We start from the raw sequence: 15,667 nt of genomic DNA, 5'->3' as shown, positions 1-15,667 counted from the left end.
TCGAATCAAATAAAGTGGATTAAATGAATAACAGGTAAAACAAAAATTAAACTATCAAAACGGTCTAAAATACCACCATGTCCTGGTAAAATGGTACCTGAATCTTTAATATTATAGTTACGTTTAATTGCCGACTCTACTAAATCCCCAATTTGAGCTACCATCGAGATAATAACAGTAACAACTAATACAGCTATAAGAGAAGCTTGAAATTCTGTTAATACTTGATAAATTGCTGCAATAATAACAGCAATCACAATTCCACCTATAGACCCTTCAATCGTTTTTTTCGGACTAATATGAGGCCATAGCTTTCTTTTTCCAAAAGCTCGTCCAATAAAATAAGCACCTGTATCTGTAGCCCAAATAACAAGTAAAACAAAAGCTAAATTCAATAGCCCTTCCGTATCGCTACCCCTTGTGGCAATTAAAAAATAAAAACCTATTCCCACATACAAAAGGGACATAATTAAAAAGCTAATATGGTCAAAAGTAATCTTATTTTTAACGAGTACAATATAGGCCATAAGCACAAATACACCTAATAATAAAAGTCCTTGTTTATCTATACTAAATGTATCCGTAATGGAAATCGAAAAGTCTTCGTATAACATAGTCCATAGTAAAAGTACGGAGAAAAAGGTAGGAAATGAAAATAAGGGAATGTCTCTCATTTTAATGAGTTCTAATAAAGCAACGGTTGCAAGTAAAAATACTGCTATCGTAAACAACCAATCCCCATAAATAACAATCGGTATAAACAATAGTAAGGCTATTATAGCGGTTAAAATTCGTTGTTTCATTATGTATTCAACACCTTATATTCCCCCGTATCGTCTCTTTCTATTTTGATAAACTGCGAGGGATTTTTCAAATTCTTCTTCATTAAAGTCTGGCCATAAAACGTCAGTAAAATAAAACTCGGAGTAAGCATTTTGCCATAACAGGAAATTACTCAATCGAACTTCCCCACTCGTACGAATTAATAAATCCGGATCGCTTATCTTCCTCGTAAATAAATGCTCACTTATACAATCTTCATCAATGTCATCAATCATGATTTTATTCTGTTTTACATCTGTTGCTATTTGCTTCACTGCTTCGACAATTTCAGCTCTACTGCCATAATTGATAGCAAAATTCAAAATTAGACCTGTGTTATTTGCTGTTTTTTCCATAGCAATATGTATCGCGTTACGTGTATGTTGTGGAAGTGCTTCCGTATATCCAATCGTTTGGACCCGAACATTATTCTCCATTAGTTCAGGCAAATAGGTACTTAAAAATTCATTTGGGAGCTTCATAATCGTTTCCACTTCTGGCTTTGGTCGTTTCCAGTTTTCTGTTGAAAACGCATATAGGGTTAAAGCTTCGATTTGTAGCTCTACTGCTTTGCGCACAATTTTCTTAACGGTTTTCATACCTTCCTTGTGTCCAGCAACTCTTGGCAAACCTCTTTTCTTTGCCCATCGCCCATTTCCATCCATTATGATAGCAACATGCTTTGGTAAATTCTCCGTAGTTAAAAGTCTATCATTTACTTGTCTATTATTTTTTAAAAACGGTAACCGAAAAGCCATTATTAAAATCCTCCAGTCAGGATTAGTACCCGTTTCTTTTAAAAGCTTTAAGGCTTTCGCAATGGTTAGCGAAAGCCGGTAGAAAACAATTGATCTGTTATCAAAGTATTGTCCATACTACTCCTAGTAATTAAACAGATAGTACTTCTTCTTCTTTTTCTTTCGTTAGGTCATCGATTTTCCTAATAAAGTTATCGGTTGATTTTTGAACATCATCTTGATAACCGCGTAGTTCGTCTTCTGTTAGTTCGCCATCTTTCTCCGATTTTTTCAAGTCATCGTTAGCATCACGGCGAATGTTACGTATAACCACTTTTGCTTCCTCAGCGTATTTACGTACAACTTTAACAAGCTCTTTACGACGCTCTTCTGTTAAAGCCGGAATGTTAATACGGATAACATTACCGTCATTGGACGGTGTAAGACCTAAATCAGCTTTTAAAATAGCTCTTTCCATGTCATTAATCGCTGTTTTATCAAATGGTGTAATCAACAGCATACGTGGTTCTGGTGCTGATACTGTTGCTAATTGTTTTAATGGTGTCAAGGCACCATAATATTCTACTTGTACACTGTCTAACAATGCAGGATTCGCACGACCAGCTCGTACAGTAGCTAGTTGTCGAGAATAAGCTTGAATTGACTTTTCCATTTTTTCATTTGTTTCCTTAATAATTGCATCCATTTTATTTCCCCCTCACGATCGTTCCAATATTTTCACCCATTACAACCTTTTTAATATTACCCTGCTCTGTAATAGAGAATACTATTAATGGGATATTGTTATCCATACAGAGTGATGAAGCTGTAGAATCCATTACCCCTAGGCCTTCGTTTAAAATGTCTAAATAGGTAAGCTCTTCATATTTTGTAGCGTTTTTGTCAATCTTTGGATCGGCGTTGTATACACCGTCAACATTATTTTTTGCCATTAAAATTACTTCAGCTTCTACTTCAGCGGCACGTAAAGCAGCTGTAGTATCGGTAGAGAAATATGGGTTTCCTGTTCCTGCAGCAAAAATGACAACACGTTTCTTTTCTAGATGTCTCATTGCGCGTCGTCTAATATACGGTTCTGCAACTTGACGCATTTCAATAGATGTTTGTACTCTAGTTGGAATCCCGAGGTTCTCTAAGCTATCTTGAAGTGCTAAGGAATTCATAACAGTTGCTAACATACCCATATAATCAGCGTTTGCGCGGTCCATTCCCATTTCACTTCCAACTTTTCCGCGCCAAATGTTACCTCCACCAACCACGATTGCTATTTCTACGCCTAATTCAGCGACATCTTTTACTTGGTTTGCGATTGATTTAATAATCGTTGGATCAATTCCATATCCAGCTTTTCCACTTAATGCTTCACCACTTAATTTTAACACAATTCTTTTATATTGGGTTGTTGACATAGTAACCTCCAAATTTTTATGACGAGTATGTATTGACTAAATGTGGATAAAAAGGGAACACAAAGTGTCCCCTATTTTTAGTTAATCCTTATTTTTTGATTTGGTTCATTACTTCATCAGCAAAGTTTTCTTCTCTTTTTTCCATTCCTTCGCCAACCTCATAACGAACGAATGTTTTAACTGTAGCTCCTTTAGCTTCCACTACTTTTTTAACTTTTTGATCTGGATCTTTTACGAAACTTTGATCAAGTAGGCAAATGTCTTCAAAGAATTTACCTAGACGGCCTTCAACCATTTTTACAACAATGTTTTCTGGCTTACCTTCATTTAACGCTTGTTGTTTAAGTACTTCACGCTCATGATTTACTTCTTCCTCAGATACTTGGTCACGGGATACATATTTAGGATTGACAGCCGCTACGTGCATAGCTATGTCCTTAGCAAGCTCTTCGTCCGTAGTACCTTCTAATAGAGAAAGCACGCCAATTCTTCCACCCATGTGTAAGTATGCACCAAATGCATCGTTATCTCCTTTTTCTAGCACAGTAAAGCGACGTAGAGATAATTTTTCACCAATTTTTGCGATATTCGAAGAAATGTATTCTTCCACTGTTTCCCCTTCACCGTTTAGCTTTTGTTGTAAAGCTTCTTCAACAGTTGCAGGTTTTTGTGTTAATAGATGACGTCCTAAAACAGATAATAGGTTTTTAAATTGGTCATTCTTTGCAACAAAGTCTGTTTCAGAGTTTACTTCAAGTAGTACAGCAGTATTGCCTTCTACTTCAATATAAGTAGATCCTTCTGCAGCAATACGGTCTGCTTTTTTCGCAGCTTTAGCAATACCTTTTTCACGTAGGTAGTCGATTGCTTTATCCATATCACCATCAGTTTCTGTCAACGCTTTTTTACAATCCATCATACCTGCACCAGTTTTTTCACGAAGTTCTTTTACCATTTGTGCTGTAATTGCCATTATAATTCCTCCTTTATTTAGAAAAACGGTTGCGCAATGTACCTCGATAGCCAAAGTAATCCTAAATGTAGTCCTTACTTGATGATAGCAATGGACTTTTTAACATACGAGGTAGATGCACAAAGTTAACATGTACTTATCTACATATGTAGTCTTTTCAATGATTATTTTTAGAAAAAGGTGATAAAAGGCTTCCCCTCTTATCACCTTCAAAATTTTTATTCTTGAGCTTCTGCTACTGGTTCTTGAACTTTTTCTGCAACTTCTTCTGTTACTTCACCTTGCTTAGCTTCAAGAATAGCATCTGCAATTGTACCTGTTAGTAATTTAACTGCACGAATTGCGTCATCGTTTGCAGGAATTACATAATCTACTTCATCTGGGTCACAGTTCGTATCTACTAGAGCTACAACTGGGATGTTTAGTTTATGTGCTTCTGCAATAGCAATTCTTTCTTTACGTGGATCAATTACGAAAAGTGCATTAGGAATTTTTTCCATGTCTTTAATTCCACCTAGGAATTTTTCAAGACGATCTTTTTCTTTATTGATCATTACTACTTCTTTTTTAGGAAGTACTTCAAAAGTACCGTCTTCTTCCATACGTTCAATATCTTTTAAACGTTGAACACGTTTGCGGATTGTACTAAAGTTCGTTAATGTACCACCTAACCAACGTTGGTTCACATAATACATACCGGAACGAATTGCTTCTTCCTTAACTGTATCTTGTGCTTGCTTCTTCGTACCTACAAAAAGAACAGTACCACCATCAAGTGCAACGTTCTTCACGTACTCATAAGCTTCTTCAACCTTCTTAACTGTTTTTTGAAGGTCAATGATATAAATACCGTTACGCTCTGTGAAGATATATTTCTTCATCTTAGGGTTCCAACGGCGAGTTTGGTGTCCAAAATGTACACCTGCTTCTAAAAGCTGTTTCATAGAAATAACAGACATTCTATTTCCTCCTAATAATATGGTTTTTTATCCTCCGCAACTCTCATCTTCAACAAGGACTAACGAGTAGCACCACTTGTAGAATCGATATGCGTGTGTGTTTTACACCAAAAGTAAATATATCATAAGGTACCTATTCAATCAAGAAAAATTACGATTTTGTATGAAATTTTATAATTAATTCGATTTCTGTTTTACCACGATTTAATTGTTTGGCAATGTCATCGACCGTTTTTCCTTGTTGATAAAGGCTTAAAACACTAGATTTCAAAGAAGGCTCCTCTACCACATCACGGTGATTAATACTTTCTGGAGTGTATAAAGCCTCTGGCATCGTTTCTACTTCTTCTTTTCTTTCCTCTGTTTTTGTATCCATTTCCGCTTGTTTAACATTTGTCTTTTCGATTTCCGTTCGGAGCTTTTCCATATTTTTATCCGTTAATAGGTTGGAATGGATGCTTCTATTATCCGTCTGGTGCACGTTCACATTTTTACCATTTTCTCTTAATATATTCAAAAGCTTTTCGTTTTCATCTTTTAACTCTAATAGATAAGAATGAAAAAGGTCGTCAACTTCTCGTATCGACTTTTCCATCTTGTCCATATTTTGCAGATCTTTAAAATGGCGATAAAAATAAATAAGAATAAAAAATGTAATTCCGTGTAAAAGCAAACTAAAAACTAGTAAGAATTGTGTCATAATATTCCTTCTTATCCGTTATAATCTATTCTATTTCCTAAATAAGGATGATTATAATAAAAGGGTACATTGTTACTTGCCTGTTTCCCCTTATGCTGTAGGTTGGCTAATAATGTCCCCTTATTTTGATCATCTTGATCTTTTATTTTTCCTTCATCTTTTTGGTTCAACTCATGCACTTTCTGACGCTTTATACGTTCTTCTTGTAAGTTTGCTTGTGCTAAGTGATGTTGAACCATCTGACCTCTTTGCTGCATTTGATCTTGTAGTTGGCCAATATCTTGAGTTCTAGGTAAAGCTAGTTGCATTTCAATAGCTCTATAACTCAAAATCATCACCTACTAAGCTTTATAATTTAGAAATAATGTCCCTTAGTTTCACAATAGCCTTACTATGGATTTGAGATATTCGTGATGTTGATAATCCCATCACATCCCCAATTTCTGTCAAGGTTAACTCTTCTTGATAAAAAAGGCTAACAACTAGTTGTTCCTTTTCATTTAAGTTTTGGATTGCTGTTGTAAGTTCTTTAACCTTTTCTTTATACAAAACATTTCCTTCTGGTGAAGGGGTGCGATTGTCAGGAATACTGTATCCGATTCCTTCTTTTTTCTCTTGATCGTCCTTGTTCTTTTCTTCGATGGATAGTACATTCGCAAATAAGCTATCCTTCATTATTTCTTCTACTTCATCAGCAGTCATATTTCCTTCTAGCGCGATTTCTTTTGATGTTGGGGTTCGGTTATATCGTTGTTCTAATTTGCGAGAAATACTTTCAATTTGTTTTGCCTTTTCCCTAACCGTTCTGGGCAACCAATCTTCTTTACGTAATCCGTCAATAATAGCTCCACGAATTCGAAAAGAAGCATATGTATCAAATTTTAGGTCGCGGTTGACATCGAATTTTTCCAAAGCATCTACTAACCCCATTAAAGCCAAGCTGGTAATTTCTTGCTTGCTAACATTCTTCGGTAAATGGGATGAGATTCTTCTAACTTGATAATCCACTAACGGCATGTATAAGCTAACCAGTTCATTCCCGGCTTGTTCATCCTTATTTTTTTGCCACTTTTGCCACAATGTCTGGAATGGGGGAGCAGCTTGTTGCATTATGTAACCTCCCAATAATGATATTTACAAGATAACGGTAATTAGCGTTATAAGGATAGGTTTTAATTTGTCACGCTCAATTATTCTTTTAAATTTCTTTTGTACCCTGGTTGACTGTCCGGATATGTAGCAGCCCAGTTGACGGATCAAATTCAATTGTTCTTCCGTTTTGACCGCCAACATCTTCAGCTACAATGGGTATATGAAGTAAGTCTAACTGGTTTTTCACTTCTTCTATATTTCTATTTCCAATTCGCATCATATCATTACCACTTGTAAATTGAAACATTTGTGCCCCTCCAGCCATTTTGGCCTTCAAAGCATATTTTCTACCACCTAGCTGTAATACCGCTTCTACAAGATCTGGTACAGCGGTATCAGCATATTTTGCTCGATTCAACTGTTCCCCTCTAAACATGTTGGAATCAGGCAGCATTACATGAGCTAATCCAGCAATTTTCATTGATACATCAAATATTACGACACCAACACAAGATCCCAAACCAGATGTTCTTATTTTTTGTGGTGCCTGTACTACATTTAAATCCGCAATACCTACTTTTACGATATCATCTATTTTGATCATCTTCTGCTATACCTAACGAATCAAATATTTTATCAAATGAATCTGGATCTAACAGAAGAAAAAATCGCCCAGTAATATCACTATATTTATCCAACTCATCTGTTAATTTTGTATCAATTAAAATTACTTGATCTGAAATATTTGATAGCTCCATTAAACCAAATGTTAATATTGCTCCAACCATATCAATGGAAACAGAGGGGACAGACGGCTGCATATTTAGATTGGTAAAATCGGACAATGCGCTTAAATAACTACCGGACACGATATTTCCGAGCTCCATGTAGGCGGAAATTGCTAAATCGTTATAAGGTGGGGCTTGTAGATGGTTATCCTCTACACCAATCATATCAGATATAAACATCGATGCTTCCTCAGGAGTTAACACGAAGAAAATACTACCTGGTGCATCCCCTTCTATACGAATAAATACAGAAGCTATTTCTTTTTCGTGTCCTCCAAGACGCTCCATCATGTCGTCAAACGACATGATTTGAACATCTGGAACATTCATATTTATCGTACGGTTTAAAATTTTGGACAAGGAGGTTGCCGCATTCCCCGCTCCAATATTGCCAATTTCTTTTAAAATATCTAAGTGGAAATTGGTTAAGCGAAATGGATATGTTTTCATTACATTAATCCCTCTCCACCTTATTCAATTCCTTTAACTCTTCTGTAGTTAAAACTTTATCAATTTTTAACAGAATCAATAATCTATTCTCTAATTTTGCCACACCTTCAATATAATCTACGTCAATGGATCCAATAACTTCTGGTGGTGGTTCAATTAGCCCTCGATTTATATCGATTACATCATTTGCGCTATCTACGACAATTCCTACTTCTTTATCGTCGATTGTAACAATAATAATCCTTGTGGACTCATTGTACTCCATTTCTTCAACACCAAAGCGTTCTCTAAGATCAATAATTGGTGTGATTACACCACGCAAATTAATGACACCTTTCACAAAGGATGCTGTACCCGGTACTCGTGTAATATCCATCATTCTTTCAATAGATCCAACATATTCAATAGGAATTCCATACTCTTCGTTTTTTAATTGAAAAACAATTACTTTTAAATCCTGTGTCTCTATAGTCATCTCTATTCCTCCCAAATATTAAGTTGTTTATTTTATTAAAGCATTTGTATCAATGATTAGCGCAACTTCTCCATTACCTAAAATGGAAGCTCCTGAAATGGCAAAAACATCTGATAAATAATCTCCAAGTGATTTTAAAACAATTTCTTGTTGACCAATAAATGAATCCACAATTAATCCTGCCATTTTATTGCCCTTTCGAACGATAACAACTGAATATAGATCATCTTCTAGGCTATCAACTGAAGGAACTTTAAATAAATGCTTCAAATTTATAAGTGGTACAACTTTTCCTCTAAAATCGATTACTTCTTTACCATGTGCATACAAAATTTCTTCTCGTTTGAAAATTGCTGTTTCAATAATTGAAGAGAGCGGAATAGCAAAGGTTTCTTTTTCAATCTGTACGAGCATACTAGAAATAATTGATAATGTTAACGGTAGTTGTATAGAGAATAAGGAACCTTTTCCTTGTTCGGATTCAATGGAGATAGCACCACCTAAAGACTCAATCTTATTTTTTACAACATCTAGGCCGACTCCACGTCCAGAAATGTCAGAAATGGTATCTGCAGTAGAGAAGCCACTTTGCATGATAAGTTCATTTACTTGTCTATTATCAAGCTTTTGGCCTTCTTCTTTTGAGATTAAGCCTTTAGAGATTGCTTTTTCTAGAACTTTTTCTCGATTAATTCCTTTACCATCATCCTGTATTTCTACAAATACATGATTTCCACTATGATATGCCTTTAGAATTAATTGACCTTCCTCAGGCTTTCCGCTTTTCAATCGTTCTTCTGGTGTTTCGATTCCGTGATCTAATCCATTTCGTATTAAATGAACAAGAGGATCTCCAATCTCATCAATCACCGTACGATCCAATTCTGTCTCCGCACCAATAATTTGGAGATTCACTTTTTTCCCTAAATCACGAGAAAGCTGTCTTACCATTCTAGGGAATCGGTTAAATACCTGTTCAATCGGAACCATTCGCATATTTAAAATAATGGTTTGCAATTCACCTGAAACACGAGTCATTCTCTCTACTGTCTCTTTTAATTCTTTGTTACTTGATTCTTGTGCAATTTGCTCTAATCTACCCCTATCAATTACCAATTCTTCAAATAAATTAAGTAAATCATCCAATCGATTTATATTAACACGAATTGTTTTAGATGTATGTTGAGTAGATTGCTGTTCTTTTTTCTCCTGATTAGACGGAGTAGCTTCTTGTTCTGGCGCTTTTTCAGCTTGATTTTCTTGTACTTGACTAGGACGTTGCTCCGTTTGATTCTTCTGTAATGTAAATGGTTGTATATGGACTTTATCGATTTCAGAAACTTTTAGTATACGGCGCTCTACATCATTATTATCTTCCTTTGTAACAAATAAAATATGAAAATCATTTTCGAAGTTTTCCGCTTCTAGGTCGTCCACACTAGGATATGCTTTCATAACCTCTCCGATTTTTTCGAGCACATCAAACACCATATAAACACGTGCCGCCTTAAGCAAGCAGTCTTCTCTTAGCTCGATATGTATGGATAAAGGTTTAAAACCTTGTTCTGTAGACTCCGTTAACACCGTTTGCTCAAATTCATCAAGTTCCATAAATGGTGTGTTATGATTCGAATTATCGTTTACACTTTCCGTTTGTGGCTCTGCTTGGTTTGGAGTGGTTGACTCGGTTATTTCCTCGCCATTACTAATTTGTTTTAATTTTTCCACAACACCAATTACGTCTTTTTTACCACTACCACCTTGAGAAACATCCTCCACAATCGTTTCTAAGTGCTCAACTGCTTCGAATACAACATCAAGCATGCTCGTTGTTACTTTAATATTTTCATTCCGTACTTCATCTAACACATTTTCCATTTTGTGTGTTAGTTCCGCTAAATCACTATACCCCATAGTTGCAGACATTCCTTTAAGTGTATGAGCAGAGCGGAAAATTTCTGCAACGATTTGTAAATTAGCTGGGTCTTTTTCTAATTGTAATAAGTTGTCGTTGATATTTTGCAAATGTTCATTACTTTCGTCAATAAATACTTCTAAATATTGATTCATATCCATTCCAATTCCCCCTTGAGTCTCAAACCGTTAACTGAGTCAGTACTTCACTCATTTTTTCGATATGTAAAACATGATTAACAAATGTTGTTTGAATTGCTGATTTTGGCATACCAAAAACAATAGCTGATTCTTCCGATTCTGCTAAAATTTGCGATTGTGGGTCTGCCACTTTTACTTTACTTAATCCTTTTGTCCCGTCTGAACCCATCCCTGTCAGTACAACGATTGTCTTCTGATAATTGGAAAGTGGGATGAGAGATTCGAACAAATAATCAACAGATGGTCGGTGGCCACCAATTGGTTTTTCTTGATCTAAAAATACGGTTACTGCTGTACCTACTTTTTTTAAGGTTAAATGATAATTCCCAGGCGCTATGTAAGCCGTCCCATTTTGCAAAATCTCCCCATGCTCTGCTTCCTTTACATGGATTTTTGACAATTTATTCAATCGCTCAGCTAAAGACTTGGTAAAGCCTTGAGGCATATGTTGAACAATTACAATTGGCGCGGGAAATGGACTTGGTAGCTTTGTTAATACCCTTTGTAGTGCTCTTGGTCCACCTGTTGAAACCCCGATTGCGACGATTTTTTTTCTTTGATCGTAATTCGGTTTTGGTGGATAAAAAATCCTCTTGTTTACGATAACATCCTTTGAAGAATCAGCCTTTTTCTCATCTTTGGCAACGATATTTATATTGGCATTGGCTGCATGCTTCACTTTTTCAATCATTTCTTGCTTAATATTCTCGATATCTAATGAAATAGGACCAGATGGTTTAGGAATAAAGTCAACAGCACCTAGACTCAATGCCTTAATCGTACTTTCTGCTCCTTCTTGGGTGATACTAGATAACATTAAAACAGGTGTAGGTCTTGATTGCATAATTGCTTCTAGTGTTTCTAACCCATTCATGACAGGCATTTCAACATCGAGAGTTATGACGTCTGGTAATAAAGCATTCGCCTTTTCCAAGCCATCCTGCCCATTACGTGCTGTACCGACCACTGTAAGGGCAGAATCTGACTCAAGGATTTCCGTAATCATTTTTCGCATAAATGCTGAATCATCCACTACTAGCACTTTTGTCTGCATTCGTTACTCTACCTTTCTCGAAAACAACATTTTCAGCTTGGTGACAAATGAATGGCTTGGCCTGTTCATTTCAGTACTCGTTGGTTCTAAATAGGAGTCAATAATAGCCGTTAAGCTTCTGCTTGCTAAGGATTTTTCATTCTTTAACAAAAAAGGAGTCTGTTCTTTAACCGCATCGATAACAGAACGGTCATCATAGACAAAACCAAGCGAGTTTATATCCTTTGATAAAAATTGCTTCACTACTTTTGTTAAACGCTGCAACGTTTGCTTGCCTTCTTTTTCACTTACGGCTCGATTCACAAGCAGTTGTAAGGAAATGTTTTCCCGCTCGCTATATAAGTGCTTTAATACGGAATAAGCATCTGTTATAGATGTAGGCTCTGTTGTGGTTACTACTACACATTCATGTGCTGCCAAAGCAAAATGTACGTGCTGTCTTTGCAAACCTGCCCCTAAATCAAAAATAATGTAGTCATATTGATACGCCACTTCTCTTAGTTGATTAACAAAGTATTCAAAATGCAAATCATTCATTTCAAAGAGATCGGAAAGTCCTGAACCTGCAGCCACATAAGATAATGAATATGGACCGGTTTCAATAATTTCAGAAAGAGATAATGATTCATTAAACATGTTCACGATTGTCTTCTTTGGAGCCAATCCCATTAACACATCGATATTTCCCATTCCAAAGTCTAAATCAAAGAGTATTACTTTTTTCTGATGCTTGGCAAGACCTATCCCGAAATTTAGCGCAAAGTTCGATTTACCAACTCCACCTTTACCACTTAATACGGCAATTGTCCTAGCTTCCTTCACATTTTTCTTTTGATTTAATAGGTCTCGTAAGCGCTGGGCTTGATCATTCATTATTCCATTCACCCACTATCATAGAGGTCACTTTCTCTGGTGTAGCTTCCATTAAATCATCAGGCACGTTTTGCCCGTTTGTTAAAAATGCGATACCTACTTTACATCTTAGTACCATATTAAATAAAACACCGTTCTCAGATACTTCATCCATTTTGGTAAAAATCACTTTGTTAATCGAAAACGGTTCAAACTGTTGAAACGTGCGTTCTAATTCCTTAAATTTCGTTGTTGCAGAAACAACTAAGTACATATCATCGGTCTGTTTGTCATAGTCGATGGTTTCACTTAATTGTTGTATAAATTCGACTTGCTTATAGTTTCGACCTGCTGTATCAACGAAAATGATGTCGAAATCTGCAAATTTTTTCTTAGCCTCCAGAAAATCCTTAAGGTTGTAGGTTACTTCTAGTGGTACATCCATAATTTTACTATAGGTTTTTAATTGGTCAATAGCCCCTATCCGATACGTATCCATTGTTATTAATGCTACTTTCTTTCCGTTTTCAAGCATTGCTTTTGCTGCAATTTTGGCGATTGTTGTCGTTTTCCCTACACCTGTTGGTCCTACAAAGTAAATCATTTTTTTCTTAAAACCATCAGCTCCAAAAGAGAAGGGCTGCATGAATTTTGTCAATTCCTGCTCTACCCATTCCAATAGCTCTTTTTGGTTTACTTGCTTTTTGCGCTCATAAAATTTTTCTAATACTTCTTCCATTATCTGATTTACAAACAACGGTTCGATTTCTTGATTAAGGAGGAAATCATAAATCTTTTGTAAGGCATCCGGATAATGTTTTTGATTCCCTCCGCTACTTTGTTGCGTAGCTATTACTGTGGTTAGTTTTTTTAATTCATCAAGAATTGTCTGATCTGCGGGCAAAGCCTCAACTTTTTTTCGTTCTTTCATAAACGGCTGATCCACTTTTCCTTTATTCGAACCTTTAAACGTATCATTTTTCGGCATTCTAGCTTGCTGTGGATCTGGATCGGTAGCAGCTATAACTTCAATACTACTTTTTTTAAATAGTCCTAGAAGTCCTTTTGGCTTAATCACCTTCGAATTTAAAATAACGGCATCTTTTCCGAGTTCTTTTCTTATTTGCATCATTGCCTCAGGCATTGATGGGGCTGTATATTTTTTTACCTTCATTTATAGTTTCACCACCCCTACGCTTTGAACCTCAACATTCGGTTCTAACTCATTATAGGATAAGACAACAACCTGTGGTAAATAGCGCTCAACTAGTTGCTTAACATACATTCGAATGGCTGGTGAGCACAATATAATAGGTACCACTGCTTGTAATGATAATTGTTCAATTTGTTGATTTACAGCTTGTATAATTTTTTGTTGTGATTCTGGGTCTAATGATAAATAGCTTCCGTGTTCCGTTTGTTGGACATGGTCTGCAATTATTTTTTCAATTTGACCAGATACTGTTATGACTTGAACGATATTTTGCTCATTTACATATTGTTTCGTAATTTGTGAAGATAAGGATTGTCTTACATACTCCCCTAATAATTCCGTATCATTCGTCATTTTTCCAAAATCTGCTAATGTTTCAAATATAACAGGTAAATTTCGAATTGAGACCTGTTCACGTAACAATTTCGCTAGCACCTTTTGTACATCTCCAATAGCAAGTGGCTCTGGTGTAACCTCTTCCACAAGAATTGGATACGACTCTTTTAAGTGATCAACCAACTGCTTTGTTTCTTGACGTCCTAACAAGACAAAGGCATGTTTTTTGATTACCTCTGTAATATGAGTTGAGATTACCGATGGTGGATCGACTACCGTATATCCAAGCATTTCTGCTTCGTCTTTTAAGTCCTCGGATATCCACTTGGCAGGCATACCGAAAGCAGGTTCAACCGTTTGTATACCATCAATTTCATCGTTTTCCACATCCGGGCTCATCCCTAAGAAGTGATCAATATATACCTCACCTTTTGCCACTTCATTTCCTTTTATTTTAAGGCTATATTCATTCGGATTTAACTGAATATTATCACGTATACGAACGACAGGAATAATAATTCCAAGCTCTAATGCTAACTGACGCCTGATCATAACAATTCTGTCTAGTAAGTCTCCGCCTTGATTTGTATCTGCAAGTGGTATTAAAGCATACCCAAATTCAAATTCAATTGGATCCATGCTTAGCATTTGAACAACATTTTCTGGTGAGGTTAAATCACTAGTAGCAATCTCTTCTTCTACAGGTGCTTCAGGTTCTATTTGTCGTACCTTCTCCGCCTTACTTAGTTGGTAAGCTAAAAACGCTAATGGTGCAGCGATTAAAGTTGTTACAAGCATACTGATTGGTGTTAAACCCAATAAGAAAATCGTACCAGCAGCAATATAAAGCAATATAGGAAAACGAAATAATTGGCCAGTTATGTCGTGACCTAAGTTTCCATCTGAGGCTGCACGCGTAACCACAATACCTGTAGCTGTTGAAATTAACAATGCAGGTATTTGGGAAACGAGTCCATCACCAACCGTAAGACGCATAAACTTATCGACCGCTTCCCCAAAAGGTAAGCCCATTTGAACCATACCAATAATAAGACCGAAAATAATATTTATTAAAACAATGACAATCCCAGCAATGGCATCCCCTTTCACAAACTTACTAGCACCATCCATGGCTCCATAAAAGTCTGCTTCTCTTGAGATTTTTTCCCGGCGATCTTTTGCCTGTGTTTCGGAAATTAAACCAGCGTTCAAATCCGCATCGATTGCCATTTGCTTACCAGGCATTGCATCCAATGTAAATCTCGCAGCAACCTCAGATACACGTTCAGAACCTTTTGTAATAACTAAGAACTGTATAAGAATAAGAATTAAAAAAACAACGAAACCGACTAAAGCATTCCCACCTATTACAAATGTTCCAAACGTTTCAACTACTCCACCTGCTTCCCCTTCAGAGAGGATGGATCTTGTTGTGGAAACGTTTAATGCTAAACGAAACAAAGTTAAGATTAATAGGAGAGTCGGGAAAATAGAAAACTCTAGTGCTTCCGTTGTATTCATAGCGACTAAGATTACAATAAGTGCAAGGGATATATTGATTAAAATTAAAAAGCTTAATAGCCATCCTGGCAAAGGGATGACAAGCATAATAATGATTAAAATGACTCCAAAAACAACTGATAAATCTCTTAGCTGCATGAGTTCTTCTCT

17 protein-coding genes are annotated in these 15,667 nt (G+C 36.2%); all 17 read right to left on the bottom strand.

Annotation, left to right across the window (positions count from 1 at the left end; translation table 11 throughout):
* Nucleotides 1-5 precede the first annotated feature (5 nt).
* The 17 genes from C1A05_RS10790 to flhA all read right to left on the bottom strand — a co-directional run bounded on the left by C1A05_RS10790 (nt 6) and on the right by flhA (nt 15,655).
* On the bottom strand, nt 6-803 hold the full coding sequence (locus C1A05_RS10790; protein ID WP_102028249.1) for a phosphatidate cytidylyltransferase: 798 nt from the start codon (nt 801-803) through the stop codon (nt 6-8).
* A gap of 15 nt (nt 804-818) precedes the next feature.
* Entirely contained in the window at nt 819-1,580 is a 762-nt protein-coding gene (locus tag C1A05_RS10785; RefSeq protein ID WP_102028248.1) for an isoprenyl transferase, read from the bottom strand.
* A 130-nt stretch (nt 1,581-1,710) separates the two neighbouring features.
* Nucleotides 1,711-2,265 (bottom strand): ribosome recycling factor, encoded by a 555-nt coding sequence (frr, locus tag C1A05_RS10780; RefSeq protein WP_102028247.1) that lies wholly within the window; start codon nt 2,263-2,265, stop codon nt 1,711-1,713.
* A gap of 1 nt (nt 2,266) precedes the next feature.
* Entirely contained in the window at nt 2,267-2,989 is a 723-nt protein-coding gene (pyrH, locus tag C1A05_RS10775) for a UMP kinase (protein WP_102028246.1), read from the bottom strand.
* 88 nt (nt 2,990-3,077) lie between these two features.
* The gene (tsf, locus tag C1A05_RS10770; RefSeq protein WP_102028245.1) at nt 3,078-3,962 is read right to left on the bottom strand and encodes a translation elongation factor Ts; all 885 of its coding nucleotides are present in this window, start codon (nt 3,960-3,962) and stop codon (nt 3,078-3,080) included.
* 218 nt (nt 3,963-4,180) lie between these two features.
* Nucleotides 4,181-4,921: a 30S ribosomal protein S2 gene (rpsB, locus tag C1A05_RS10765; RefSeq protein WP_102028244.1), complete on the bottom strand. Its 741-nt coding sequence runs from the start codon at nt 4,919-4,921 to the stop codon at nt 4,181-4,183.
* 151 nt (nt 4,922-5,072) lie between these two features.
* The gene (locus tag C1A05_RS10760; protein ID WP_102028243.1) at nt 5,073-5,621 is read right to left on the bottom strand and encodes a DUF6115 domain-containing protein; all 549 of its coding nucleotides are present in this window, start codon (nt 5,619-5,621) and stop codon (nt 5,073-5,075) included.
* A gap of 11 nt (nt 5,622-5,632) precedes the next feature.
* Entirely contained in the window at nt 5,633-5,956 is a 324-nt protein-coding gene (locus tag C1A05_RS10755; RefSeq protein ID WP_234998477.1) for a hypothetical protein, read from the bottom strand.
* 13 nt (nt 5,957-5,969) lie between these two features.
* Nucleotides 5,970-6,731, bottom strand: coding sequence for a FliA/WhiG family RNA polymerase sigma factor (locus tag C1A05_RS10750; RefSeq protein ID WP_102028241.1), 762 nt, complete (start codon nt 6,729-6,731; stop codon nt 5,970-5,972).
* Between the two features lie 88 nt (nt 6,732-6,819).
* A complete protein-coding gene (locus C1A05_RS10745; RefSeq protein WP_102028240.1) occupies nt 6,820-7,317 on the bottom strand; it encodes a chemotaxis protein CheD in 498 nt (165 codons plus the stop codon).
* On the bottom strand, nt 7,301-7,951 hold the full coding sequence (locus tag C1A05_RS10740; protein WP_102028239.1) for a chemotaxis protein CheC: 651 nt from the start codon (nt 7,949-7,951) through the stop codon (nt 7,301-7,303). Before C1A05_RS10740 ends, C1A05_RS10745 begins: the two co-directional genes overlap by 17 nt.
* Before the next feature lie 4 nt (nt 7,952-7,955).
* Nucleotides 7,956-8,426, bottom strand: a complete 471-nt coding sequence (locus C1A05_RS10735) for a chemotaxis protein CheW (protein ID WP_102028238.1) — start codon at nt 8,424-8,426, stop codon at nt 7,956-7,958.
* Between the two features lie 27 nt (nt 8,427-8,453).
* Nucleotides 8,454-10,502, bottom strand: coding sequence for a chemotaxis protein CheA (locus C1A05_RS10730; protein ID WP_102028237.1), 2,049 nt, complete (start codon nt 10,500-10,502; stop codon nt 8,454-8,456).
* Nucleotides 10,503-10,521: 19 nt separating this feature from the next.
* Nucleotides 10,522-11,595, bottom strand: coding sequence for a protein-glutamate methylesterase/protein-glutamine glutaminase (locus C1A05_RS10725; RefSeq protein ID WP_102028236.1), 1,074 nt, complete (start codon nt 11,593-11,595; stop codon nt 10,522-10,524).
* A gap of 3 nt (nt 11,596-11,598) precedes the next feature.
* Nucleotides 11,599-12,468, bottom strand: coding sequence for a MinD/ParA family protein (locus C1A05_RS10720; RefSeq protein WP_102028235.1), 870 nt, complete (start codon nt 12,466-12,468; stop codon nt 11,599-11,601).
* A complete protein-coding gene (gene flhF / locus C1A05_RS10715; RefSeq protein WP_102028234.1) occupies nt 12,461-13,621 on the bottom strand; it encodes a flagellar biosynthesis protein FlhF in 1,161 nt (386 codons plus the stop codon). Before flhF ends, C1A05_RS10720 begins: the two co-directional genes overlap by 8 nt.
* Entirely contained in the window at nt 13,622-15,655 is a 2,034-nt protein-coding gene (gene flhA, locus C1A05_RS10710) for a flagellar biosynthesis protein FlhA (RefSeq protein WP_102028233.1), read from the bottom strand. It abuts the gene before it with no gap.
* Between the last annotated feature and the right edge of the window lie 12 nt (nt 15,656-15,667).

Source organism: Salirhabdus sp. Marseille-P4669, assembly GCF_900240405.1.
GTDB lineage: Bacteria > Bacillota > Bacilli > Bacillales > Alkalibacillaceae > OEQK01.
The sequence above is the reverse complement of the archived record's forward strand: the minus strand, read 5'-3'. Positions and strand labels throughout refer to the sequence as shown.